Below are 23564 nucleotides of genomic sequence, written 5' to 3' on the forward strand. Positions count from 1 at the left end.
GGAGGTACGCTGCTGAAGCCAGAAGTGTATTTACTTCCGGCCTCGCTCTAATCCCCTCGAGCCGACACCCGCTCACCTGTCTCATAACCAAGGATGAGTGCCAGATTTTGGCTACGAAGTTACGAGACATAGTTACGAGAATCGCCCTTGCCATCGCGCGTAGAAGATTCCGTAGGAAATAGGCGACCATGCAGCTCAGACGTCTCTCCGCGGAAGTAAGACGTCTCATTTCCCAAGGGTTTCGAGACGCATATGTCTCTTATTAGTTATGTCGGCTGAGACTAGTGGAGGAGTTTGTGAATGACCGATCCGTCTCCGTGGAAGATCAGCGTTCTGCCTTGGCCGTCAATCCAGACCCAAAAGTATGAGGCGTCTTCGCCGACATCATCCACCGTGCCACCTTCGGATGCACATCCGGTTCGTTTGACGATCACTCTGTCGCCCGGGTTCAAGTGAATCCAGTTGTGATAGCTGAGTAGGCGACTTAGTGCGTCGGTGGATGGGACTTTCAATAGCTGCGTGCCTGCATTCATGGTGTTCCTTCCGGTGGATTTAGGCGTTTCCGTCCACCAGGTCCGGGTATATAAGGAAGGGCGGGGCGGGCACCCGTGTGCACGCCCCGCCCTTTTCGTTTAGTACTGCTAGGTCAGTTCTGGGGTACTACCTGCATGCTTGGGGGCTAGCGCCTCCTGCTCGACCGCGTTGTCTTCTGTGTCCGCCAGGCCTTCCTTTTTCTGCACCCTCTTTGCCCATGCTGAGGTCACGATTGGGCAGAGCACGGCGGAGACGACGACTGAGGCTGCGACCAGGACGGTGGCGTGTTCTGCTGCCGGGGCGTAGACAGGGTTGGCTGTGGCGATGATGGCGGGAACCAGCGCGGCGTTGCCGGCCGTGGTTGCTGCGGCAAGGCCTGCTACGCCGTCACCGCCGGTGAGTTTGTCGGCGAGGAGCAGCACGGCGCCGCCGACGAAGACCACGAACAGGCCTAGGGCGATGCCGAGCAGTCCGGCTTCGACGACGGCGTTGAGGTTGATGGTCAGGCCGAGGGCCAGGCCCAGGAACGGCACCATCGCCGGTACCAGCGGGGCCAGGAGATGACGCATGTTCTTATCGAGGTTTCCGAGGAGCATGCCCAGTGCCAGTGGGAGGATGGCGCCGACGAGTGCCTGCCAGGGGAAGGCGGCGAGACCGGCGATTCCCAGTGTGACCATGGTCAGGAAGGGGCCGGATTCGAGTGACAGGATGGAGTACGCACCCGCATCGCGCTTACGCCCGAACTGTCCCATCAGTGAGATGTAGAGACCGCCGTTGGTGTCATTCAGTGCGGCGACAAGCGCCAGGGTTGAGAGGCCTGCGAGGATCCCGGATTCGATGGGTGCTTCACCGAGGAATCGTCCGGCGATGACGCCAATGAGGACGGCGAAGAGAATTTTGGAGCCGAGCAGTACACCGCCCTTTTTGAGGATGTAGGGCGTTGATTTGACCTCGAGTGTCGCGCCGAGGCAGACAAAGAACACGGCCAGCAGCGGCGCCAGACCGGTGAAGAAGGCCCCTGTAAAGGAACCGAAAAACTTGCCGGCGTCCGGGGCGAGGGTGTGGATGATGGCGCCGATGCCAAGTGGCACCAGCATCATTCCGCCGGGAACTTTTTCAAGGGCTTTCTTGATGGGAATCGTCATTGATTTCTCCTGTGAATAGCTGGGTGGTTGGGAGCTGCACGGTTCGGACCGTCAGTTCCGTTGCTTTTTGGGGTTAGCCGAGGCCTGGGATGAGCAGGACTTTGCAGGCGTCTCCGGTGAGAAGTTCTACGGCTTCGTCGATGTCGCTGAGTTTCTTGCGGTGGGTGATGAGCCAGTCGAGCTCGAGTTTGCCGGAGTCAAGCAGCAGCAGGCTTTGTTCCCAGGTTTCCCATAGCCGGCGCCCGAAGATGCCGCGAAGGGTGATGCCTTTTTTGTTGATGTAGGCGGCGATGTCCACTTCTGCGGGGCGGCTGGGGTGTCCGACGGTGATGACGGTGGCTTCGCGGCGGACGGCTTCGAAGAGTGTGGTGAGGGTGCCGGGGGCTCCGGAGCATTCGAAGGCGACGTCGAAACCGCCGCGGCGGCCGGTTAGTTCGCTGCAGCGTTCGATAATGCCGTCGTTGGGGTGCATGGCGGTCGCGCCGAGTTTTTCGGCTTGGGCGCGACGGTAGGGGTTGGGGTCGACGGCGATGACGTGGGAGGCGCCCATGAGTAGTGCCAGGTTCACGACGACGAGGCCGACCGGGCCTGCGCCGCTGACGAGCACGGCCCGGCCTGCGACGGAGTAGTTGGCGCGCTGGATGGCGTGGACGGCGACGCCTGCTGCTTCGAGCAGGGCTCCGGATTCGAGGGACAGGCCGGTGGGGAGCTTGACGCAGATGTCCTGGGGGACGGCTGCGTATTCGGCGAAGACGCCGTCGATGTGCATGCCCAGGATCCCGGTGCGTTCACAGGTGTGGGCGTCTCCGGTGCGGCAGGGGAAGCATTGTCCGCAGGTCAGGTGGCTTTCGAGGGCAACCTGGTCGCCAACTTGCAGCCCGGTGACGCCGGGACCGACCTCGACGATGGTTCCTGCGCCTTCATGGCCCAGGATGACCGGGAGGTTGAGGTTGAACGCCTGGGCTGACGGGGTCCATTCGTAGAGTTCGCGGTCGGTGCCGCACAGGGAGGCGGCTCCTACTTCGATGACGACTGTGCCTTCTGTTGCCTTGGGGTCGCCCGCGTCGGTGACGTACGTGACGCCTCGCTCTGCTGCGTTCTTAACTACTGCCCGCATGGGGGCCGCCTTTCATTGGTTCTGGTGATGCGTGGAGGAATTGTGTGGAGTGTTAGCTGGGGAGCTGGCCGGCGAAGCGGCGCAGGATGTCGGTTGGTCCGACCTGTCCGCCTTTGAGCAGCAGCCGGGATCCGCCGACGGCGGAGGCGCCGTCGGCGCGCAGGATGGGGCCGGCGGTGACGAACTGGTCGGACACCCGGAGTTGGCGCACGCCCATGGCGATGAGTGCGTGGCTGGAGGTATCTCCACCACAGACGGCGATGTCCCGGGTGAGCCCGGCGTTGGCCATCCTGGCGGCGATGCCTCCGATCAGGGTGCCGACGTAGCCGGCGTCCACTGGTGTGCTGGCCCCGTAGCGTGGGTCCGCCGCGCCGCGGGTGGTGTGAACGACCACGTTGCGCCCTGCCCGGAGGGCGGCTGAAACGCGTTCATCGAGGGCGGCGACCAGTGCGGTGTCATCGCGCTGGAGCAGTTCGGCAGGCACCGGGACGTCTTCCCAGCCATTGGAGATGGCGTCGTTGATTTGCTCGGCCGTGGTGCTGGAGGCCGAGGCGCTGACGGCCAGCACTGGTCCAGACGGCTTCTGGGGGCCGGGTGTGCGTGGGGCCTGGTCCGAGATGGACCTGGCCAGTGCTGCCATGATGCCGCCGGATCCCACGATGATGGATGGGCCGTGGCCGTGTTCTTCCCGCGTGAGGGCTTCTGCGATGGCGTCCATCTGGTGTTCATCCACGGCGTCGACGACAAAGGCCTGCGCCGCGAGATCCCGGCGCCGTTCCGCCCAGGAGTCCTTGAAGGTGCCGTCCTGGTAGGCGGGCAGGTGGATCGCCCCGGGCACTTGGGTGCCGCCGAGCTGTTCGGCCAGGACCTGGCGCAGGTCCGCCTCGGCCATGGGGGTGGACGGGTGGCGGGACATGACGGGGTGACGGTCCAGCCGGTAAATCTGGCCAGCGTAGGTTGCGTAGTGGTTGCTGAAGGCGGTGTATCGGCCAAAAGCGGGCTGGGCCGGCGCCACGGGAACGGGTCCGTGCAGGGGGAATTGCTGATGGAGCAGCTGGATCCCGCGGCCGATACTCCCGACAGTGGTGGAGCTGTCAAAGGTGGAGCAGACCTTGTACAGCAGCACGTCCAGGTTCAGGGCCGCAATCCCGGCGAGGTCCCTGATGACCAGGTCGTCGAACGCTGTTCCGGACAGGGAGCGGGCCGGTCCTGCAAACCCGACGACGTCGGTGTCCTTCGGCAGCGGCGCGTCCCCGATGACCAAAGCAGCTTCCAGGCCGTAGCGGTGGGACTGGGCCAGGACGTCGGCGGCTCCGGTGAGGTCGTCCGCGACGAAACCGAAAGCTGGCATCTCAGGCACCTTTCCCGAAAGTCTGGACAGCGTGCAGGAGAGCATCGTCCCCCGTTTGAGCGAGTTTGTCCGCTGCGTTTTGCAGCGACACCCCGTCCACTGCTGCTTCCCACGCCTGGCGCAGGCTTCGCACTCCAGCGCCGGGGCCGTCCGGGTGGGCGGCGACCCCGCCGCCGGCCAACATCATCAGGTCGGTGGAACCGACCGCGTCGAAGGTGGGGCCGGGGGTGGTGACATTCTGCCCGGAGGACAAAACAGGCAGCGGTGCAATGGTCTGCCCGAGCGGTTCGAGGAGGCAGCGAATGTTGGCCGCGACCTCTTCGTCCAGTTCGTAGAACTTGCTGCCCAGCCCGCTGGCGTGCAGGTGATCGGCGCCGGCGAGGCGGGCCATCTGCTGCCAGACCCGGTAATCCATGCCCAGGGCCTTGGACCGCATCGAAGCCGCGAGGCCTGCCCGGTGGCCGTGGATCGGTACCTCGGCGAAGCTGCGCAGCAAGGCCAGGGCGGGCAAACCCATCACGGGGATGTTCAGCATCACGCACGTGCCGCCGGCTTCAACAACCAGGTCGTGGCGTTTCTGCAGTCCGGCAAGGTCACCGGTGATGTTGAAGGCATACATGGTGGAGTGGCCGGTGACCTGCTCGGCGGCGCGGATTTCCTCGGTGGCAACGGCGACCCGGCGTTCCAGAGGCAGGTATGCCGGATCAGTCATGAGCTCGTCGTCCTTGATCAGGTCGATGGAGGCCATCGCCAGATCCCGGACCACCAGACGGAACTCCTCTTCCGAGAGCCCGACATTGGGCTTGACGATGGTGCCAACCATCACGCCCTCAACGTCACTGATGAACTTGCGCGTCCCCTCGATGCCGAAGGCCGGGCCCGGGTGGGCTGCCACGAAGTCCTCCGGCAGTTCAATGTTCTGGAGCCGGCAGGCAAACAGATCGCCCAACTCGAAGAGATTGCCTGCAATGGCAGTCTGCAAGGTCGCCAGGTCCGTTCCGACGTTCTCCATCGGGAAATCAACGGTCACCAAGGCAGCGCGGACTTTTTCCGGGTTGGTCCGTGACGGCAAGGAAGGCCGGCAAAAACCAAGCTCCTGCACATCCGATATCCGGGCGGCGTGCCGTTCCCGGATGCGGGCGGATTCGCCCGGGACCGGCAGGAAGGTGCCGCTGGACTGCTCGCCGGCCATGATGGCGGCGGCCTTCCCGGGATCGATCTCGGATTCTAGGTAGTAGGTGCAACGCACCGAGCGCGGGTCGCGCATGGATTCTCCAATTCGGGGGTTTTGAAACTCACGTATCCGACTGTCACCTGCAGGTACTTTCACTTCGCTCACGCGCCGATGCGGGCTCAAGCAGGTGACTCCCACTTCGGGACTATGGCATCTCCTGTGATCCCAAGCCCCGAAGTTGTACGTACCTTTGATACGTACAATAATGGGTGGTGTAGGTCACGTCAAGGCCGGACGATGTCACTGCTCAGCGTCAGAGGAGCAGGGGAGGGCTAAGATTTGCACAGCGGCAAAGGAGTAAGCGTGAGTTTGGAACCAGCAGAACCAGGGTCGGGGCCGGTGGGACGCAGCGGTGGTCTGGACCGGGAAGCCGGAGGCCCACTCCATGCACAAATTCGGGACATCCTGCACCGGCAGATCGTGGACCTGGCACTGTCCCCAGGCTCCTCCCTGCCCACTGAAGAGGAACTGCAAAGGCAGTTCGGTGTCTCACGCAGCGTCGTGCGCCAGGCCCTGTCAGGCCTTGCTGACCTTGGCCTGATCCGACGCCAGCGCGGCCGCGGCAGCGTAGTAGCCGCAACGCCCGTCCTCCGCCGACACGTTCAGCGCGCAGGCGGCCTGGACGAACAGGCTGCCGCGCACGGCCAGCGCCTGCGCACCCATGTCCTCACCGTAGAACCATCCGAGCCGCCCCGGGCAGGCATCGAGGCCCTTAACACCAACAACACCTGGAAAATCGAGCGGGTCCGCTACCTCGACGATCTTCCCGTTGCGTTCATGCGTACCTGGGTCCCGCGTGACTTCTTCCCGCACTTCACCGCGGAACTGCTCGAAAACGCGTCACTCCTGAGTCTCATGCGCGACCACGGCTACCACCCCGCCGGCGGACCCCGTCAGGTCCAAGCCGTGTCCTCAGATCCTGACCTGGCGCGGAAACTAAACATCAACACCCGCGAACCACTGCTCCTGCTCCAAGGCGTAACCCGCGACGCCCTCGGCCACGGCCTCGAATGGTTCAACGTCTGGCACAGCCCCAACACCGTCTTCGACGTCGATGCACAAGTCACAAGCCAGCCCGGCCGCGTCTCCCAAGAGCACCTTCGCCGCCTGCGGAACCTGACCCAGCAACTTGAATCAGAACTAGCCGACCTCGAACGAGGAGCACGCTAAAGCGCGCCCCCGCGGCCAACCGACCCCTGACATCCATCGGGACATCTCAAGATGTCGGGAGTCGACGCCCGGCAGGACGTACGCGCACCCCTGCGGGTCGCCACTGACTTGTCCCGTTTGGGCCTGGCTTGTCTCATAACCTGTGTGCCTCAAAATCCCTAGGCTCTCGTGACACGTCTGTGCATTGGTGAATAGGAGTACCGGGCGAAAGGGAACTTTGTGCATAGGAGTACCGGTCAGCCGGTGGTCACGAGCCGCCTGCACAAACCCTGAAATTCAGGGGAAGTTTGTGCAGTCAGCTTCTGAAAACGACAGGTCGCGCCGCCGGCGACTGTGGTGATCCCCGCCGGTTCACCAAGGGCCTCGGCCCCCCTGTGCCTGAGAAGCCCCAAGCCCTCGGAAGTGCTGATAGGTATCCGGCGGGGTGGCAATGCTGAACGGGCGTCGTCCCTGCTGCAGGAACATGAACCACGGCGAACAGCGAGCCCGGCAGCGCATGGTGTGGACCATGGGAGAGGGAGCCGTCCCGGACTTGAAAAGTAAGCATGCTTGCTATTAGGTTGGTGTCAGCTTCGCCGCCTGGCCACCATCAGGCGGACGGCGTTAGGAAAGCCTCGCGGTCCCAAGTGCTGCGGGGCTTTTCGCTCCCCGTGTTGTACAGCGGGTGTCAGGATCCGAATCGGCAGAGGGAGTATGCAGTGGCTCAGGGCGATATCGAGACGTACTACGAAGACGGCCAGTGGAAGAACAAGCGTGAGGGTACTGACCGCGCGTTTGGCGCCGGCGACGGCACCAAGGAAGAAGCGGTGGCTGCGGGCCGGGAAGCGGCCCAGGCGGACAAGGTGGAGCACGTCATCAAGAACCAGGACGGCCAGATCGCTGAGAAGAATAGCTACGGCCACGATCCGCGGAACGTCCCGGGCTGATTACCGAGTGCCGCTTTTGCGTTGCGACTTGTCTGGAGATACAAGAATGGCCGGCGGTTAGGCCGGCCATTCTGCGTTCTCCTCGGCAAAGGAAACTTATGGGTTCAGCTTAGCTGAATGTTCTTCTTCGGGTGCTGCAGCCGCTGGGAGCGTCGTTGTTCCCTGGGGGCGCGGCACCTGGTGGGCGCGGACGTGGGGTGCGTTAATCGGCGGTCCGTCGCTGGTGAGTGGCTGCTGTGGTTCGCCCTGGGCGGCGGACCGCCCGACTTCTGGAAGGTTCCTGGCCTTCCTGCGGCGATTGGGCTGGGCCTGTGCCGGGCGGGGTTTGGGATCCGCCACCCGGCACAGAAGCCGTGGTCTATCCGGCCTTCTCGGTCTTGTCGCCGCTGTCGATAATGATCTGCTCAACCTCGCTTGCGGTGTATCTTCTCCGGACTACGCGGTCAACGATTAGGTCCTTTGATATAGCCATTGCTGAAGTTCACCTCGGCGCACCTGGGATCCGGAGGCGTTCAAGGCATGCTGAGCACTTCTCCATAGCGTTCATCCGGCATACCCGGCGGAGGTTCTGGCTCACGATCCGAGTCAAAAGGGTGCCGCCAATGTTCTGACTGGTTTAGTTTTCGCAGTCAAGTAGACAGGCACGCTGGTGGGGCGTGCCATGAGGGGTTGTTTTGACTCCATACGGCCCAATGAACTGCGGGTCATAGGCGAGACGATTAGCAGGATCATGCAATCCTTTAGCATGAAGCGATCACAGGTATCCCACTTGGTTCCCGAACCCACACCTCAGGATCTGGAAAGAATCGGCACGCTCTTGCGCCGCATCGGCGGATCGGACACCGCCTGGGGAGCCGGTGCAAAGCTTGACATCTGGGTGATAGAGCAGCGTGCCAAACTCGATCAGCAGATGTCCGAGCGGATTCGCACCACTTCTGTGGCCCTCGTGTGGGCAACAATCGGCCTAGTCATCTGCACTGCCGGTCTCATCTGGGCGACATTCGCTGCGTAGAGCAGCTAAGACTCCTAAACTATGCGGCGCTTTTCCCCTGGCGTTGGGGCTTTGTATTCGCGCTTCTCGGCGGGTAGACGCAGTCTTGCCGAAGCTAACGGCCTTCAACTTCGGCGCCTGCCGCTCTCCGCAAGGCTTTCTGAAAGACATCGATTAGCTGTTGCAGGCGTCTCGAGTCCAGCTCTACTGCCTGGCCATGGGCGATGTTTCCCCTCTTCCGCCACCACTCTTCGATCTCGTCAAACGGGACGTCTCTGATGCTCACGGTGGAAAGAAACGCCTGAACGTGGTCGGGCACCCGGTTACGGGTTGTGTAAAAGACACTATTAATGACTCGATCGCTCACTTCGCCTAGTCCTGCAGCTGACAGAACCGATCGAAGATTTGAACACAGTTCACGCTTTCCCTGCTTGGTAAGCATTTTGGAAACCCTTGGTTGATCCCCCAGAGCTCCTACTGCCAATGCTTCCATTCCAGTAGCGGCGAGAAGCCAACGGTTTTCGGGACGAGAAGAAAGAACCAGCAGGTAATTCAGCTCCAGGCAGCTCTTCAAATATTCAGGCAGCGCATGGCGACGTTCGAAAAGCGCAGCCTCAGTCACAAGGTCCCCTCGCTGGGCAACAGCGGCAAAGTGGGATTCTATGAATACAATTCCTTGATCACGTTCAACGACTTCTGCCCGAATACCGGAGATGCGAACTTGGAATGCGCAGTTCCAAGCGGCAAGGATCGCAAGGAAGTCCTCAACGAGACGGATGGCGTCTAGTTTGGCTGTCCTCGGATCCTGGCTCAAGACCTCAATTTCGGTTGTGTACGTCTCGCCGTTGCGACGCAATGTGATGCCGTGAGGCAAATCCGTATCTGGCAACCCAGATATCACGCTTGACTGCAGATCCTCTTGCAACACCGGTTCGAAGGGCACATGCACTCGGAACTTCGCCATGGAGCATAGAGTACAACTCGTTTGACGCAAAGGGCCCACTAGTAGTGACGATGTCTGACGAGCAATCCAGGCGCCGTCAATCTCTGAAAGCGCTGCGCCTTTTGCGGTTTGACTCATAGGCCCCTGAGGAACTCAGCAGGACAAAGAACAGCACGTGCTCCGGTACTCTCGTAGCCCATGGGACAAACGTACAAAACTACCGAGGTCTTCAGCCCGGGCAAGGCATCATCTGTGACCTATGTTCACCGTGAAAACCGGGCTGCAGAGACACAACTCGCCAAAGAGGTCCGCCGGGGCGGAAATATAGTTTCAGTGGTCGGGCCAACCAAAATGGGCAAAACCGTATTGGTCGGACAGGTGGTCGCGGACAGACTGTGGCTGGAAGGGCAGTGGCTGGCCGACATTGAGGCATTTTGGACAAAACTGGCAGTCCAGTTGAACATCCCATCAACGAAGACGGGATCGAAATCCACCAGCGACGTAGCTAAATGGAGTATCAAGGCGAAGATCAATGTCGGGCCTGGAAGCCTCGCTTCAGATATTGGGGGTGACCACGGGAGGACGCTGCTTGATGGATGGTCGGTAGACATTCCCCAAGACCAGGCGGTGGTAAGAGCTCTCCAAGACCTAAAGAGTGCCGGACGTATTCACAGCATCGTCATCGATGACTTCCATTTTGTGGACCCTGCCGTGCGGACCGAGATAATCCGTGCACTCAAGCCACTTGTGTTTGCCGGCATTCCCGCCATCCTGATTACGCTTCCCCACCGCAAACGTGATTCTTTCACCGGTGTCGCAGACATTGGCGGCCGGACGCGTACCATCAGCGTTGAAGCATGGTCAAAGGATGAGCTCTTGGAAATTGCGCACAAGGGGTTCAAGGCACTGAATGTTACAGACCCTGGTGGTGTCGTTGCTGACCGGCTCGCTGAAGAGAGCTACGGCAGCCCTGAATTGATGCAGCGATTTTGCCTCGAACTTTGCGAAGACGTAAATGAAGTCCTGGAAACTGAACGATGGCCAGTGCCCTTGGCCTCACCCGACGGCGACTGGGGCGGCTTCTTCACCACCATCACGGATGAGCAAGCCTTGGCCTGGCTGGAGAAGATTGCCCGAGGGCCCAAATCTCGGGGAAAGCCTCGAAACGTACTTCCACTCCATGACGGGCGACAGCTGGACGGCTATCAGGTCCTTCTGGCAGCCATGAAGGCCCTCGGACCTAAACTCTCAATGACGGTTGAGGATGTAAAGCAGGAGGTCATAGCCCTACTTGCACCTGGAACCGACATAAAGAAGGTCCAAATCACCACGAAGCTTGTCCACATGACCGGCATAGCGGCCACATCGCTTCAGGACGCTCCCCCCGAGGTTGATGAGGAAGAGGAAGTCACCATTTCAGCTGAAACAGAGGAAGACCCCTCAGCTGGATCCGTACAACCCGTCTTCGAGTACGCTCCAAACGAGGTGCCAGAGACCGTCAATATTGTCGAGCCGTTTCTGGCATTCACTCTCCGCTGGCATGGAGACCGATACCTCCAGACGAAAGCCTGAAACCCTTGTAAAATAAAGGCAGGACCGGCATTGCCGGTCCTGCCTGGTTTCCCTCTGCAAAGGTTTCAGCGTAGCTGAATTGTCGGTGGTGGTGCTGCCGTAAGCTCGGGATCGTCCTTGTTCCTGGCTCCGCGGTGGATTGGTTCTGGGGGTTGTGTCGCGTTGAGCGGCGGTCCGCCGCCGGTGAGTGCTGTTGTATCTTGGCCTGGCGGCGGACCGCCCCACTCTTGCGAGGTTCCTGGCCCTCCGAAAGAGGTTGGTGCCTTGCCGGGCGGTTTTTTCGCCGCCCGGCAAAGGGGATGTTTTAGGCGGCGTCAGTCATCGTTTTTTTGCCTTTGTCGATGATGATCTGTTCAGTCTCGGAGGCGGTGTAGCTCTTCGGGCTACCGGGTCATCGTCAACGTCTGAGCGCCCCTAGAACTCGCCAGGCACCAGCCAGCACATAATGAGGCGCCAGCCCTTCACGCCGCAGTTGAAAATTCTAAAGGGGCAGGCGCTCTACATCTGTCCAGGAAGGGGAAGGCTCATCAGCTGTTCCCTTTGTTCATCGGATTCCTTCTCATTAACGAGATCAATCAGATAGATATAGGCAGCACGGGCCACCCTAAGTGATTCGTGGCAGGCATGAATCAACTCCAGGAAGTCGACTGTGCTATGCGTGTCCTCTGTGACGCCCGTGGCCTCTCCATGGGTTAGATGAACCAAACGATGAGTGCCGGCGTTCCGCAGCATTTGTGCAGCCGGATATAGCCCTTCCGGACAAATGTCGAAAGAAAGCTCAGCTAGCGCGATCGCTGCGCCATACCCCTTAACGGGAAGCGGGAGCTTCTTCCTAATGGCACCAGAGCCGTTGTCGAACCAGTAGCTGCGGAAGGTGATGTTCCCGGGATTCAGGCCCGTTTGAAAGTGCTCATTCGCTGCAACCGCTATCTTGTCCAAAAGGTCGAGGCTAGCTCGCTGGGCAAGTATCAGCATCGCCGGAGGCTCTCCATACAGAGAGTAATCAAGGGTATCGGCGTACCAACCCGTGTCCTCTGGGTGCTGCTGATACAGAGATTCCAACAGCATCATTTCCCCATTGAACGCAAGCCGGCGCACTGTGAGAAACTCTGCTTTGAGCACGTTCATGGAGGAAAAGATGGGTGGAGGATCCGGCTCACCGAGGCGGACGGTAACGCCGTCAAGGCCGGCTGTATCCCACCTAGGCTCGTCCGAGCCTAGGCCTTCGACAGCCAAAGCCAGGGCCAGCCTGTGCTGTTTGATCCACCTTTGGTAGTCGTTTAGTTTGTCGCCTTCATGGCTGACATGCCCAGGGCTTTCGGTGAGCTCGAGGGAGTCCCAGCGCTGAGCCGTTTCCTCTCCGGCGATTGCTACTGTTTGCCTCCGCAAATCCTTCGCCTTTTTTAGGTAGAAGTCATAGACCGCGGCGTAGTGCCCTAACAAGCCGTGTCCAAGGTTGATACGGCGACGCAGAAGCCCTGCCGCGTTTCCCGCAGCATTGCCGTTGTTTGGATCCGCTTCCAAGGCGTCCGCGTAACAGTGATATGCCTCAACCCATCGTCCGGATTCGTCCAACGAGTTACCCAGGTTGCATAAGGCTGTCGAACGGGCGGGCCCGTTCAGATCCGGACTGTTGGCAGCGCGGGCATTTAGAACGCGCGTGCGACGGACAACCTCGCGCTCTTTCAATCGGAAAGGAGTTCGCTTGCCTGCCTTCGTTTCGGGTTTTGCGCGGTGCTCCGTCCATGCCAAATAGTGGATCGATGTCAATGCATTTGCGAGGTTGTAGGCTGCCGAAGCCTTGGAGCCTTCATCCACCTTCTCTCCGTCAAGTACGTCCTGAGCCCATGCCATTCCACGATCTATTTCGTCCACGTCGGATGCCTCACTTGCGACATCTATCCGCAGCGACGATAGGTGCAGGAGCATCCTCATGCACTTCCCGGGATCCGCGCTTTCGGAAGCAATCAGTTCCTGTAATCCCGTGTGGATGGCGTCAAGTTTCTGCATGGCCACCCTTGGCTGCCACATCCATCTCGAGCACTCTCTAATATCGCGGGTCAATTGCTCAAATTTCTGGCGCCCTTCGCGGTTCTCCATGCTGTTTCCCCCCTGTTGAACCTGATGATCCCGAACGACGTAGTTGCGTCAGATGGCTAAACAGTATCGGTGGCGACCGTCAGTTTTAGTTGCCGTGACCGTGGGCGGTGCTCGCACCATCACGGTGAGGGGACAACCGGCATTCCAAGCGATACCTGCCTGACCATCTGGCTTATCTTTTCCTGGGCGGCTTCGAGGCTGATCTCGATACCTTCGAGTTCGCCCAGCCATCCGCGCTCTTCGGCTTCTATCTTCCGGTCCCGAAGGGCTTGTATAAGTTCTTCGAGCCGGGGTCGTTGTGTTGGGTCGGGACGGAGCATGGGGCATCGTATGCAGGCATGTTCGTGTATGCATGGTGTCCCATAGGCTCGTCCGCAGCTGCCAAGTTCTACCTTTCTCTTTTTGAAGTGTTCGTGGAACTCGCTTATTTCGGCTTCCGTGGGTTCAAGGTAGTCGTCGGTTGGCCGCAGTGCCCGGCGCCTGTCGAGGAAGCTGCGGAAGTGGCGGAGGGTTTCCTCATCATGGATGGCTGCGTATCCCTGGGTTGTGGAGATGTTCTGATGACCCAGGAGCTTGGCGAGAATGTGTATGGGCAGACCAGCAGATAGGGCTGATGTGGCGAAAAGTCTTCGGAAATCGTGGGGGGTGAACTTGTAGTCATCGCCGTTCGCATTTGTGATGCCGGCCCTGCGGACGGCGTCTTTGATGGCGATCCTGACCCAGGTGGGTGACATGGTTCGGCGTTCACTTCCGGTGTGTAGCTGGAATAGGTGCGGAAGCGGCGGGCTGTAGACGCGCTCGGCTTCGTCGTAGCGGACTGCCAGGGGCACGCGTCCGTCGGTGGTGGCGATTCGTCTCTTGACGAGTGCGAAGACGTGCGCGAGTTCCGGGGAGATGAGAAGTATCCGTTCCCTGTCGGTTTTTGAGGGGACGATCTGGAGAAGGGGAAGCGCCTCCCCAGTTTCGGGCAGTCGGTAGATGGAGAAAGCGTGAGTGGTGATCTCGACTAGTTCCTCGATGCGGACGCCGGTCTCGTTCAATGTGTTGATCAGCGCCCAGCTCCAGAAACAGTTGTCCTCGAGCTGAGTGAGGTCAAAGCGACGTTCGTAGGGGCCGCCTACGACCCAGACTCGGCCTGAGCCGCGTGGTGCGTTAATTGTTCTGCGCCTCATCTCGCAGCGGCGGTAGGTGATTCCTTGATGTTCGAATTCCTGCCCTTGGTCGACGGCTGTTCCTGCGGCCAAGAGTGCTTGCGCATTTTTGAGTTCCTGGGCGGCACTGGTCAGTAGCTTTGGCAGCAGCGGGTTCAGATCCCGGATCCTTTGATGGATTCGGGCTTGGGTTCGCCGTTTGTGCTTTGTGGCCCCGGAGGTATCTTCACGTGTCAGGAACGGAGGGGCAGCCCATTGGGCCCAGTAGGCGCCTTCGGTGGCCCATGATGCGATATCCAAATATAGGCCCCTGACGATGAACAGTGTGCGGTGCTTGGTTGAGATGGATCCGTGTGTGAATCGGTTGAGCCAAGCCCTGCCTTCCTCGAAGCTGATGCGCAGGCTGTTGGCTTCGGGGTTGTGGGCTTCGATGTCTAGCCAGAAGTTCTTGACCAGTTCGTAGACCATCCAGCGAAGGGTGGAATAGTCCACCGATGGTTCTCGGATCTGGAGGTAACGCACCAGCATGTCTCTCACCGGTTGGTTTCGGATCCCGTAGGAGTCGACCATTTCGTGGACGGAAGGCCGCCGGCCGGCGACGGCCTGCAGTAGTCCTGGTGTGGTGGAGTCGAAGATTCCGAGATCTCTGAGCATGGACCAGGCATAGGTGAGGCCGTCTGGTTTTTGGCCCCGCCCGATCTGGTAATCCCTGAATCCAAGCAAATGTTCCGGACGTAGTTCCTGCAGGTGCGCTCCGGTATGGGCCAGCACTTTAGTCATGACCGTGAGGCCGTTTTCGAGGTTTGACGGTCTTATCCGCAGCGAGATTCCATGTTCGGTCATCTGAGCGAAGAAGTCGGGATGCCTATTCAACCGGATCCGGTGGAGCCTCGGTGATCCTTCTCGAAGCCAGGTGTAGCTAGGCCGGATCACGTCCAAGGCTATGAGGTCTGCGATTCCATTCGCGGATTCGAATGCCGCCCGGTTCAAGTAAATCCCTTTCCAGGGGCTGCCGAGCCGGTCTTTCCAGTCATGCCCAGGGTCCTGGCACCCCGCGTTTTGCCACCGCTGTTGCCATGTGTGTCCCTCGAATTCATTCAACGCCTTGAGGATGACGCTCACGCCGCGGACTGTGACTGCATCGGCCCCAGCGAGGCTCTTTGTGCGTTCAATCAGTTCATCCTGGGTTGCCAAGGAAAGGCGTGGCGTGCAGTCTCGCGGGTCGTTTTCCGGCTTCGTGGTCCGTGCGGGAGCGGGCGGTGAGGGGACATAGTCCCGAACTATTGCCATTCGTTACCTCCAAAAAGTTCGGTCATGTCTGCGGCCAAGTATGGCGATGGGTGCGCGGGAGCAGTCTCGGGATTTCGTTTTGCTGCAGCTCGCAAGACGAAGTGCTGGTTCACCCGTTCGATGACTTCGTCCTCCCGGAGCCTCAGATAAGCTTCGGTCGTGGTGATGTGAACGTGTCCAAGGACTGCCTGGACATCTGTGAGAGAGACGTTCGGATCTCGTGCCATCCGGATAGCGGCCGTGTGGCGGAAGTCGTGGAGGGTCCAGTTAGCACCCAAGGCAGTATTCACACGGCGAAGAATGCCCCTGGCCGCTTCGTAATTCAGCGGCCGGTAGGGCTTTCGTAAAGTCCACCAAGCGGCGGCCCCTGGCCGGAGAAGCTCTGCTGGGAGCGATTCCTGATAGAGCCGGAACCATCTGAGGGCCTCATTGGACGCGGGGATCCGCTGGACGGCTCCGGTGCCCTTGCGCACGACCGAGATGCATTGTTGCCCCACATCGACCATTCCGTTGGTTAGTCCGACGAGCTCCGATGGCCTTGCGGCGCTGGAGACATAGAAGGCGACCAAGGCTCTGTCCCTGTCCGTCCCGAGCTTCGTAAACAGGTCCTCGAAAGCCTTATCGGGGATGGAGCGGGGTGCTTGGACGGGGACCTTTTGACGGTAGTCAGCTCGAGGTCCCTGTCGGAATTCCTCTTCCGGGTTGTGGTGAGCTCCGAAACGGCCGTAATAGCCAGCGCGCTCTGGCACTGGATTGCGCAATGGTCCGGTGAGGGCTCGCCGGTGGAAGTCGTAGAACGCGAAGAGCACTGACAGGTTGTGGTTGATGGTTCGTGGGGAGTATTGATCGCTCAGGTAGGGTTTGCCCGACACTTCGTTGACGGCTGGCACCGGCCGCCGTGGCCGCGCCGGCTTCTTCGTGGATGCCCGAAGCATCGTCACGAATTCCCGGACATCGTCGCGGGTCACGCGGTTCCATTCCTTTCCAGAACCCCGCAGAAAACGGAACCATCTCAGAAGGTCCCGTGCATAAGACTCCACGCTGGACGAGCTCATCCCCCGCGCCCAGAAGTCCTCCAGATACTGCTGGACGCTCGATATAGGCCGGTCAGCGTGATCGCTGACTAGCCAATATGGCGCCTCCACAATCGCTCTGTCAACGGCAACTTAGAAATGACCGGTGGCGGCAGGTTGGTTTGCCCGCTGGCGGCAGGTGTTTGACCGGTCGCGGCAAGTATTTTTGGACAGGGTCAGGCGCCCCGGGCGTGCCGGGTTTTGGGGCGCCTGACCGGGGTTTTGGGTTAGCTCATCGGGCGGGTTCCTTTCCCGTTTTGGGCTTGCATGAGCCTGACGGACTCGCCGCTGGTTTGGCAGAGGTGGGCGTGGTGGAGAAGCCGGTCCACGGTCGCGGTGGCGATGGTTTTGGGCATGAGCTCATCGAACCCGGAGGGGTGGATGTTCGAGCTGATCGCCAGGGACCGCTTTTCGTAGGAGGCTTCCACGACCCGGTAGAAGCCCTCGACTGCGTCGGCGGAGACCGGCAGCAGGCCTATGTCGTCGATGCAGATCAAATCCACGTTCGTGGCGCGGGTGATGGCTTTGTTGACGCTGTCATCGATGCGGTGCCGTCGCACGAGAGCGCCGAGGTCTTCCATGCTGAGCCAGGACACGGACATGCCCTGATCGATGGCCAGTTGGCCGAGGGCTTCCAGAAGCAGGGTCTTGCCGGTGCCGGAGGGCCCGCAGGCAATCAGGTTCTCCCGCCGCCGCACCCATTCCAGGGTCCGCAGGAACGACGTTGTTGCAGCCGGCAGGGTGGAGAGGGCTTCGTCCCAGACATCGAAGGTCTTCCCGGTGGGGAATCCGGCACGTTTGCGCCGGGTGGCCAGCATCGAGGCGTTCCGGCCGGTGGCTTCGGCTTCGAGCAGGACGCGGACGACTTCGGTGGGGTCCCAGCGTTGGGCTTTCGCGGTGGCAAGGACCTCGGCGACCACAGCGCGGGCGTGCGGCATCCGGGTCGTGCGCATCAGCGCGATCACGTTCTCCACCGCCGCGTCAGCCAGGGGCGGGGTCATGGTGTTAGCGCTCATCGATGGCTCCTTCAAAGTCTTCATCGCTGGTGGTGTTAGGGGCGGTGCCGAAGTTGGCCCAGGCGCTGGTGCCCTGACTCAGCCACCGGCCCTGGTCGGTGACGGTGTGGGTGGCCCCGGTCGTGTGGCTTTTCCCGTTGCCGGTGTTGACGATGGAGATCAGGTCCTCGTGGGTGAAGCGCTGGTGCACCGCTGCCGCTCCCAGGCCCTTGTCGACCTCGTCGGCGCCAAGGACCTTGGCGAGGGTGACGGCGCGTTCCATTTTGTGCCGGATCTTCTGGGTGCCCGCGGCGGCGGCTTCCTTGAGCCAGAGCGCGGCGCCGGCGCCGAGGGCCAGGAACTCCTCCTCTGCCTTGTTCGTCGGGCGGATCACCCGTTCCAGGGCCCCTGCAGGGGCGGGCGGGAAGTGGGTCTCGATGATCGCGGGGATGCCGGGGCGGGTGAGCTTATGCCGGGCGACCTCGACCGGGCCGGAGTCCCCGACGTGGACGATGATCACCTCGGTTTCGGTGCCCCGTACCCACACCATCTGACCCATCAGGGTGTGCGGGACGGAGTACCGGGATTGCTGGAAGGTGATCATGGGCATGTTCGGCGGGACCTGCCGGGTATGGCCGAAACTCGCCGTCACCGGGGTCGCCGGGACCGGGTGCAACCGGGGCTGTTCGAGAACCCGGAGCATGTCCTTCGGGATCTCAAGAGTGGCCCGGTGCACCCGCGAATTCACCTCCTCCATAAACACCTCACAGGCCGCCTCCAGCTCGGCGAAAGACCGGTACTCGGGCAGCAGATTGGTCTCTTTCGGGACGAGGTCGGCTTTGGCGATCTTCACCGCGTTCTCCACCCCGCCCTTCGAGGCCGGGTCCGCCGGCAGACACGTCTGCAGCGAGGTTGAATAGTGCCTCGCGAAGGCCACGATCTGATGGTTGCGGACCGGGACCCCGGCGACGTGCTCGACCGTGACGGTCTTCTCGTTATCCGTCAAAATGTAGGTCGGAACCCCGCCGATCAGCCGGAACGCCCTGTCCAGGGCGGCGAACACGCTCGGCATGGTCTTATCCCGCAAAGCAATCACAATCCGGAACCGGGAGAAGGCCAGCCAGGCCACGAACAGCACGGTCTTCACCCCGTCAACGACGGGTCCGTCGCCGTAGTCATACTGAAGCCACAGACCCGGCTCAGGAGTCCAAGGACGGTGCACACGCACGTTCCGGGCCCGGTATTTCGCCTTCAGTTCAGCCAGCGTGGTCCTGGTCGTCCGCTCACACCCGGTGAACCCCAAAGCGACAAGTTTCTCATGCACCACATCGCCGCGGATCTTCCCGCGGGACTGCTCGACCCAGGAGATCAACTGTGGCAGGAACGGGTCAGTCATCCGGCCGCGCTGCCGGGCCACCGGCGCCTGCGCACCGTCCTGGCGGGCTTTCACATAAGAGCGGACCGTGTTGTGTGAGACGCCGCAGATCTTCGCGGCATCCCGGTACGACCGGGTTAAATCGTAAGCAGCTAAAATTTCCATGAACTCTCCTGGAGACTTCACAACGAGCCCCTTCCTTCCCACAACGGGTGAAACACAGACGATTGGCATCGCCATTTCACCGCGGAAGGAAGGGGCTCTCCCCGTAACGACACGAGGGATGGACAAGAGGAATCCCAGCACGCCTAGCCACACACCGTGGCCTACTGCTGTCCAAAAATGCTTGCCGCCGCTGGTCAAAACCACTGCCGCGAACGGTCAACCAGTTTTGCCGTCTCCGGTCAGTTTAAAGTTGCCGCTTACATCGCTTGGACGCGGCCTTCAGAACGATCCTCATCGAAACCGTCATGACTGCGCACACCCATATCCGTGACTCCATCGTTCGTTGGCCGTCCAAAAGCAAACGCTCTTAGTCCGGTCAACATATCCCCACAGGACCAGCTGGTTCAGGCAGTCCCGGTGGGTTTGGCTCGGTGAGCGCCACGAGTCTTTCTGGATGGTCTTTTCATACCCGGCGCAGATCAGCGCAATCAGTCCAAACTCCGGCCGGGTTGTCGTTTTGGCGACGTGGTCCCTGAGCGGGTTCCACGCCCACTGGTTGGATTCTTCGACCTTCGCCCCGACCATTTCTGCAGCCACCTTCCCTTCGTAACCGCTGGCGGTTTCGGAGTGGTGGGTGATCGCGTGCAGGGTGAAGTACTGCCAGCCCTTGGGGGCCTGCTTCTTCGCCAGCAGGTTCTTGACCCACTCCCGCCGGACGGTCGTAGCTTCTCTGCACTTTGCAACCGGCATGGATTCGGCTCAGGCGCAGCGACATATCACTTTCTGCAGCCATCAAACGGGTCTTGAGAACGGGGCTTTCTGGTCGTGTGACTGCTTGCCTCGAGCCGGGTCGGTCAAGGGCAGTCGCACGCGAAATTGTCCTGTGGAGCCTGACCATACCCCTGACTCTTTGTTGTCGGGGGCATGGTCAGGCCTTGTGGTTCCGGCGGTTAGGAGTTTCTTACCGCAGCTGCAAATTCTGCGGTTGTCCCGGTGAATTTCACCCCACCAGGAGCGAATGGGGTGACCTTGTCGTTGGCAACCTCAAATCTTCCCGACGGTCCTCCAATCACGTAAAAGAGGCCGGGTTCGGGTTGCTTCAGGAACAAGACTTGTTCTGAAACCTTGAACAGCGGGTCATCATCGGTTTGGTGAAGGACGCCATCCACGAGTCCGCCAGTCTGGCGTACGGTCAGTTTCGCTCCAACAGCCACAATATTTCCCGGGTCGTGGACCACCTGTTCAACGGTAAATTCGAAATCAGTAACCGGAATGGTCTTGATGCTTGACTGTCCGATGACGCGCGTAAAGCTGCCCCGGACCGCGACCGCACTATGCGCCTTGAGATCGCCCAGGTTGTTGTAGGCCTCAGCCCAGCTGGCGTCCATTCCGACCGTTTGGGCAGATGTAGTCGCACTTGTGTTTCCCGGTGTGCTCGAACAGCCGACCAGGCCTGAGACAGCAGCGATAGCGACCATTGCTGATGCCGTCCCGGTCACCAGCATCCTCATGGAGTGAGTCTTCATAATTTTCATCATCCTCTTGGGTCGATCGTGTTAGTACAGGGCAACGGAGCCGTTGTTGTCATCCGCGGTGGGCATGTAAACCCGCAGGAATTACGCGTGGGTGTGTTGGGAGTCATCAAAACGCAGCCATTAGTGTGAGCAAGTCCGATTGCATGCCCCAACTCGTGCGCGGCGACTCCCTGAATGGTGGCTGCCGAATACCCCGACGTGTAGTAATAGTTCAAATAGGCATTGGCATAGCTGAAACAGTTCCCGGTTGAACACCCTGTCAGGCGTAATAGGTAATACCGTCCCAGCCGACGGTAGAGCTGTAAGCGTCGTCGACAGTCAGCGCACCACTACCCGCGTTCAGATAGAGGTTGTCCGGGCTGGCATTCCACGCCCAGCGCCCGTTGTCCCAGCCGGTGATATTAATGCCGTACATGTTCGGCTGATACTGCACGCTGATGTAGGCGCAGCACCCGCTGGTGGGCGTGTTCTCCCATCGGACCCCTTCAAGTGAGTAGGCCTGAGCCGGACTCATTCCCAGTACTGATACCAGAAATATCGCCAATCCGGCTGCCATCCCTCTTAGGCCCAAAATACGCTTGTTTCTGATTGCCACGTGCATAATTCCTTCCTCAAATGAAGACGGGTGCAGTGGGTGCCTCACTTCTGGCAGGCAGGCAAATATGGCCCAACAAATGGAATTTAGGTGGAATTGAATCCAACAAGTTCCGCAATCAGCAGACATCAATAAGTTCTGGATACCCCATAAGTTCGAGGTCGATGAGTGCATGGACCAGCTTCGTCTCGAAGGCTGGATCTCGGCGTAGTAGCTCTGGCCATCCCCCTGAAGCAGAGGATTCTTGCGAATTACACGCGTTTATCCGGCATCGTTGCCTGAAATGTTCTCCCCCAATTTCCCCCCGGATACCTCTGTATGAGATATGGGGTGAGAATATTCCACTGGATGCCGCGGCACAATAGCTTTAAAAATATTCAGTCGAATCTTTACATGACTGCAGTTCGTGAGTGAACGCCTCGATCCCTGACACCTCTAGCCTGGAGAGCATCCAGAGGTTCACTGGGCTCGCCGGCGGTTGCCCGAACCAGCTTGCCGAGTGTTGAACCCGTATATGGGTCTGTGCCGAGTATCGGAGATTTTTGGGCTAGCTCCGCCCCCTGGCGCGGCGAATTAGCTACTTCTCAGATCGGATTGTTGGGATACCTAGCATCGTCTGCCCGAACCCACCGAGTCTTTGAGCGTCGGCGCGTTTCTGTTTGAGGAACTGCATGGTTAGCTCGATGCCTTCTATCTCCCCCAGCCAGCCTTTCGCGTGGGCCAGCTCGCGGCGCGCTATGAGATCGATGTGGATCTCGTCGAGCCGGGAGACCATGTCAGGCTTCACGTGGAGCATGGGGCATCGGATGCAGGCGTGCTCGTGTTCGCACGGGGTGGCGTAGGGTCGTGCGCAGTCCCCGAGCTCCACTTTGCGTTTGTCGAAGTGTTCTTCGAACTCAGCCCATTCGGTCCTGCTTGGAGCCTTGTATTCCCGTGCTGGACGGGCGGCGCGCCGCTCGGCGAGGTGTTTTTGGTAGTGCCTAACGACGTCTTCCCGGAAGACCGTGACGTAACCGTGGGTTGTTTGAATATCGAGGTGTCCCAGAAGTGCGGCGCCGATGTGGATGGGTAGGCCGTTATTGACCAGGTCAGAGGCCAGAAGACGGCGGAAATCGTGCGGTGTGAACCGGCAACCGCCCAGCTCGGGATGGTCGAGGGCGACGGCGTCGCTGAGTTTGGCCAGTTCATCTCGGAGCGTTCCCGCGTTGATTACCTCGGTGCGTTGTCCGATCGTGCGTTGGAAGAGGAACGGCAGCGGCTCGCTGGTGACTCTTTCCGATGGGTTGAAGCGGGTCGCCAGTGGCACGTTCTCCCTGTTCCTGGTCAGGCGCCGGATGATGGTGGCGATAACGTGGAAAAGGTCGGGGCTCATGGGGATGACTCGTTCCCGATCATTTTTTGAGGGAGCGACGACCAGGAGTGCGACGATTTCGCCGTTCGGCCGGATGTATTGACGGATGCTCAGCTGCGATAGTTCCAGCAGTTCGTCGCACCGGAGGCCGGTATGCCTCAAGGTCTCAACAGCCGCCCACTGCCAAAACACGCCATCCTCGGTGAACGTCACATTGATCTTGCGGTTGGTGGACAGGTCGAGCACGCGGACGTTCGATACTCCATGGAAGCGGCGGTGCCTGGCGTCGCCCTCGGTGTAGAGGCGTTGATACTGTTTGCCGCCGACGGTAATGATCTCGTCTTTGCGGGTTTCGCCGGCGGCTTTCAGAAGTTCCTGGAAGTGATCTTTGCGTTCTGTGGCGGCGGCGATGAATGCCGGGAGTACTGGCTGGAGGAGGCGGATCCTAGCGTCCATGCGTTCTTTTGCGCGGCGGGCGGCTTTGCCCAGCGTCCGGGTCTCTCTGCCAGCGATCGGGCACGGCGCTACCCATCGGGCCCAGCGTTCTGGTTCTTCGGCCGCCCAGCCCTGCAGGTCGAGATAGAAGGCCCTGATATTCGTCATGACGGCTTCGAGCTGAAGGCGTGGCTTTCCATCGCGGCGGACAGCGACAACCGCCCGCCAGCTTTCGTAGTTCTCTTGTGAGATGACGAAGGTCGCTTGGCCGGGGTTGATCTTTTGGAGGCCTGTCCAAAACTTCCCGCAAATGTCTTCTGAAAGGTCCCGTAAGGTGGCGTAGTCGATGTCGTGGCTGCGCCGGGTCAGGTAGGCAACGAAGACGTCGCGGATGTCCGGATTAGTGACGCTGTGCTTGTCGACCAACTCAGCCGGCGTCTGGGCCGGGGATCGCATCGCCGCGCGGAGAGTTGGCGGGACCTGGGCGGGAAAGTGCCCGGATTCGGACATCACCCG

General features: G+C 60.3%; 19 protein-coding genes and 1 pseudogene. 4 read left to right on the plus strand and 16 right to left on the minus strand.

Annotated features, from left to right (window positions below; genetic code table 11):
* Positions 1 to 281: 281 nt before the first annotated feature.
* From AC2JAJ_RS19195 to AC2JAJ_RS19215, 5 genes are all read right to left on the minus strand, one after another.
* On the minus strand, positions 282 to 533 hold the full coding sequence (locus tag AC2JAJ_RS19195) for a hypothetical protein (RefSeq protein ID WP_486414846.1): 252 nt from the start codon (positions 531 to 533) through the stop codon (positions 282 to 284).
* A gap of 108 nt (positions 534 to 641) precedes the next feature.
* The gene (locus tag AC2JAJ_RS19200) at positions 642 to 1679 is read right to left on the minus strand and encodes a 2-keto-3-deoxygluconate permease (protein WP_478221821.1); all 1038 of its coding nucleotides are present in this window, start codon (positions 1677 to 1679) and stop codon (positions 642 to 644) included.
* Between the two features lie 73 nt (positions 1680 to 1752).
* On the minus strand, positions 1753 to 2796 hold the full coding sequence (locus tag AC2JAJ_RS19205; RefSeq protein ID WP_486414845.1) for a zinc-dependent alcohol dehydrogenase: 1044 nt from the start codon (positions 2794 to 2796) through the stop codon (positions 1753 to 1755).
* A gap of 52 nt (positions 2797 to 2848) precedes the next feature.
* The gene (locus AC2JAJ_RS19210; protein WP_478221823.1) at positions 2849 to 4147 is read right to left on the minus strand and encodes a four-carbon acid sugar kinase family protein; all 1299 of its coding nucleotides are present in this window, start codon (positions 4145 to 4147) and stop codon (positions 2849 to 2851) included.
* 1 nt (position 4148) lies between these two features.
* Positions 4149 to 5414, minus strand: a complete 1266-nt coding sequence (locus AC2JAJ_RS19215) for a RuBisCO large subunit C-terminal-like domain-containing protein (RefSeq protein ID WP_478221824.1) — start codon at positions 5412 to 5414, stop codon at positions 4149 to 4151.
* A gap of 270 nt (positions 5415 to 5684) precedes the next feature.
* Between AC2JAJ_RS19215 and AC2JAJ_RS19220 the strand changes: the two genes are divergently transcribed.
* The 3 genes from AC2JAJ_RS19220 to AC2JAJ_RS19230 all read left to right on the plus strand — a co-directional run bounded on the left by AC2JAJ_RS19220 (position 5685) and on the right by AC2JAJ_RS19230 (position 8489).
* Positions 5685 to 6551, plus strand: a complete 867-nt coding sequence (locus tag AC2JAJ_RS19220) for a GntR family transcriptional regulator (protein ID WP_478221825.1) — start codon at positions 5685 to 5687, stop codon at positions 6549 to 6551.
* 698 nt (positions 6552 to 7249) lie between these two features.
* Entirely contained in the window at positions 7250 to 7477 is a 228-nt protein-coding gene (locus AC2JAJ_RS19225; protein ID WP_486414844.1) for a DUF2188 domain-containing protein, read from the plus strand.
* A 769-nt stretch (positions 7478 to 8246) separates the two neighbouring features.
* Complete coding sequence (locus AC2JAJ_RS19230) at positions 8247 to 8489, plus strand: hypothetical protein (protein ID WP_486414843.1); 243 nt, start codon at positions 8247 to 8249, stop codon at positions 8487 to 8489.
* Between the two features lie 94 nt (positions 8490 to 8583).
* On the opposite strand, the gene AC2JAJ_RS19235 is transcribed toward AC2JAJ_RS19230, so the two are convergent.
* Positions 8584 to 9432, minus strand: a complete 849-nt coding sequence (locus tag AC2JAJ_RS19235) for a hypothetical protein (protein WP_486414842.1) — start codon at positions 9430 to 9432, stop codon at positions 8584 to 8586.
* A 177-nt stretch (positions 9433 to 9609) separates the two neighbouring features.
* Between AC2JAJ_RS19235 and AC2JAJ_RS19240 the strand changes: the two genes are divergently transcribed.
* A complete protein-coding gene (locus AC2JAJ_RS19240; RefSeq protein ID WP_486414841.1) occupies positions 9610 to 10983 on the plus strand; it encodes a hypothetical protein in 1374 nt (457 codons plus the stop codon).
* Positions 10984 to 11481: 498 nt separating this feature from the next.
* Here the strand turns inward: AC2JAJ_RS19240 and AC2JAJ_RS19245 are convergent, their stop codons facing one another.
* The 10 genes and pseudogenes from AC2JAJ_RS19245 to AC2JAJ_RS19290 all read right to left on the minus strand — a co-directional run bounded on the left by AC2JAJ_RS19245 (position 11482) and on the right by AC2JAJ_RS19290 (position 23558).
* On the minus strand, positions 11482 to 13083 hold the full coding sequence (locus tag AC2JAJ_RS19245; RefSeq protein ID WP_486414840.1) for an LA2681 family HEPN domain-containing protein: 1602 nt from the start codon (positions 13081 to 13083) through the stop codon (positions 11482 to 11484).
* 119 nt (positions 13084 to 13202) lie between these two features.
* Complete coding sequence (locus AC2JAJ_RS19250; protein ID WP_486414839.1) at positions 13203 to 15356, minus strand: tyrosine-type recombinase/integrase; 2154 nt, start codon at positions 15354 to 15356, stop codon at positions 13203 to 13205.
* Positions 15357 to 15514: 158 nt separating this feature from the next.
* Positions 15515 to 16669 carry a tyrosine-type recombinase/integrase gene (locus AC2JAJ_RS19255; RefSeq protein ID WP_486414838.1) on the minus strand — a complete coding sequence of 385 codons (1155 nt, stop codon included), beginning with the start codon at positions 16667 to 16669 and terminating at the stop codon, positions 15515 to 15517.
* A 155-nt stretch (positions 16670 to 16824) separates the two neighbouring features.
* Positions 16825 to 17613 (minus strand): ATP-binding protein, encoded by a 789-nt coding sequence (locus tag AC2JAJ_RS19260; protein ID WP_486414752.1) that lies wholly within the window; start codon positions 17611 to 17613, stop codon positions 16825 to 16827.
* Positions 17603 to 19153 (minus strand): IS21 family transposase, encoded by a 1551-nt coding sequence (gene istA / locus AC2JAJ_RS19265; protein ID WP_486414823.1) that lies wholly within the window; start codon positions 19151 to 19153, stop codon positions 17603 to 17605. The genes AC2JAJ_RS19260 and istA overlap by 11 nt, the downstream gene beginning before the upstream one ends.
* Before the next feature lie 282 nt (positions 19154 to 19435).
* Positions 19436 to 19864, minus strand: a pseudogene (locus AC2JAJ_RS19270) (hypothetical protein); the annotation flags it as partial.
* Positions 19865 to 20082: 218 nt separating this feature from the next.
* Positions 20083 to 20643: a hypothetical protein gene (locus AC2JAJ_RS19275; protein ID WP_476742000.1), complete on the minus strand. Its 561-nt coding sequence runs from the start codon at positions 20641 to 20643 to the stop codon at positions 20083 to 20085.
* A gap of 23 nt (positions 20644 to 20666) precedes the next feature.
* Entirely contained in the window at positions 20667 to 20882 is a 216-nt protein-coding gene (locus tag AC2JAJ_RS19280) for a matrixin family metalloprotease (protein ID WP_486414837.1), read from the minus strand.
* A 44-nt stretch (positions 20883 to 20926) separates the two neighbouring features.
* Positions 20927 to 21262 (minus strand): hypothetical protein, encoded by a 336-nt coding sequence (locus AC2JAJ_RS19285; protein ID WP_476742001.1) that lies wholly within the window; start codon positions 21260 to 21262, stop codon positions 20927 to 20929.
* Between the two features lie 577 nt (positions 21263 to 21839).
* Positions 21840 to 23558 carry a tyrosine-type recombinase/integrase gene (locus AC2JAJ_RS19290; protein ID WP_486414836.1) on the minus strand — a complete coding sequence of 573 codons (1719 nt, stop codon included), beginning with the start codon at positions 23556 to 23558 and terminating at the stop codon, positions 21840 to 21842.
* Positions 23559 to 23564: the final 6 nt, after the last annotated feature.

This window comes from Arthrobacter sp. MOO21 (genome assembly GCF_057369995.2).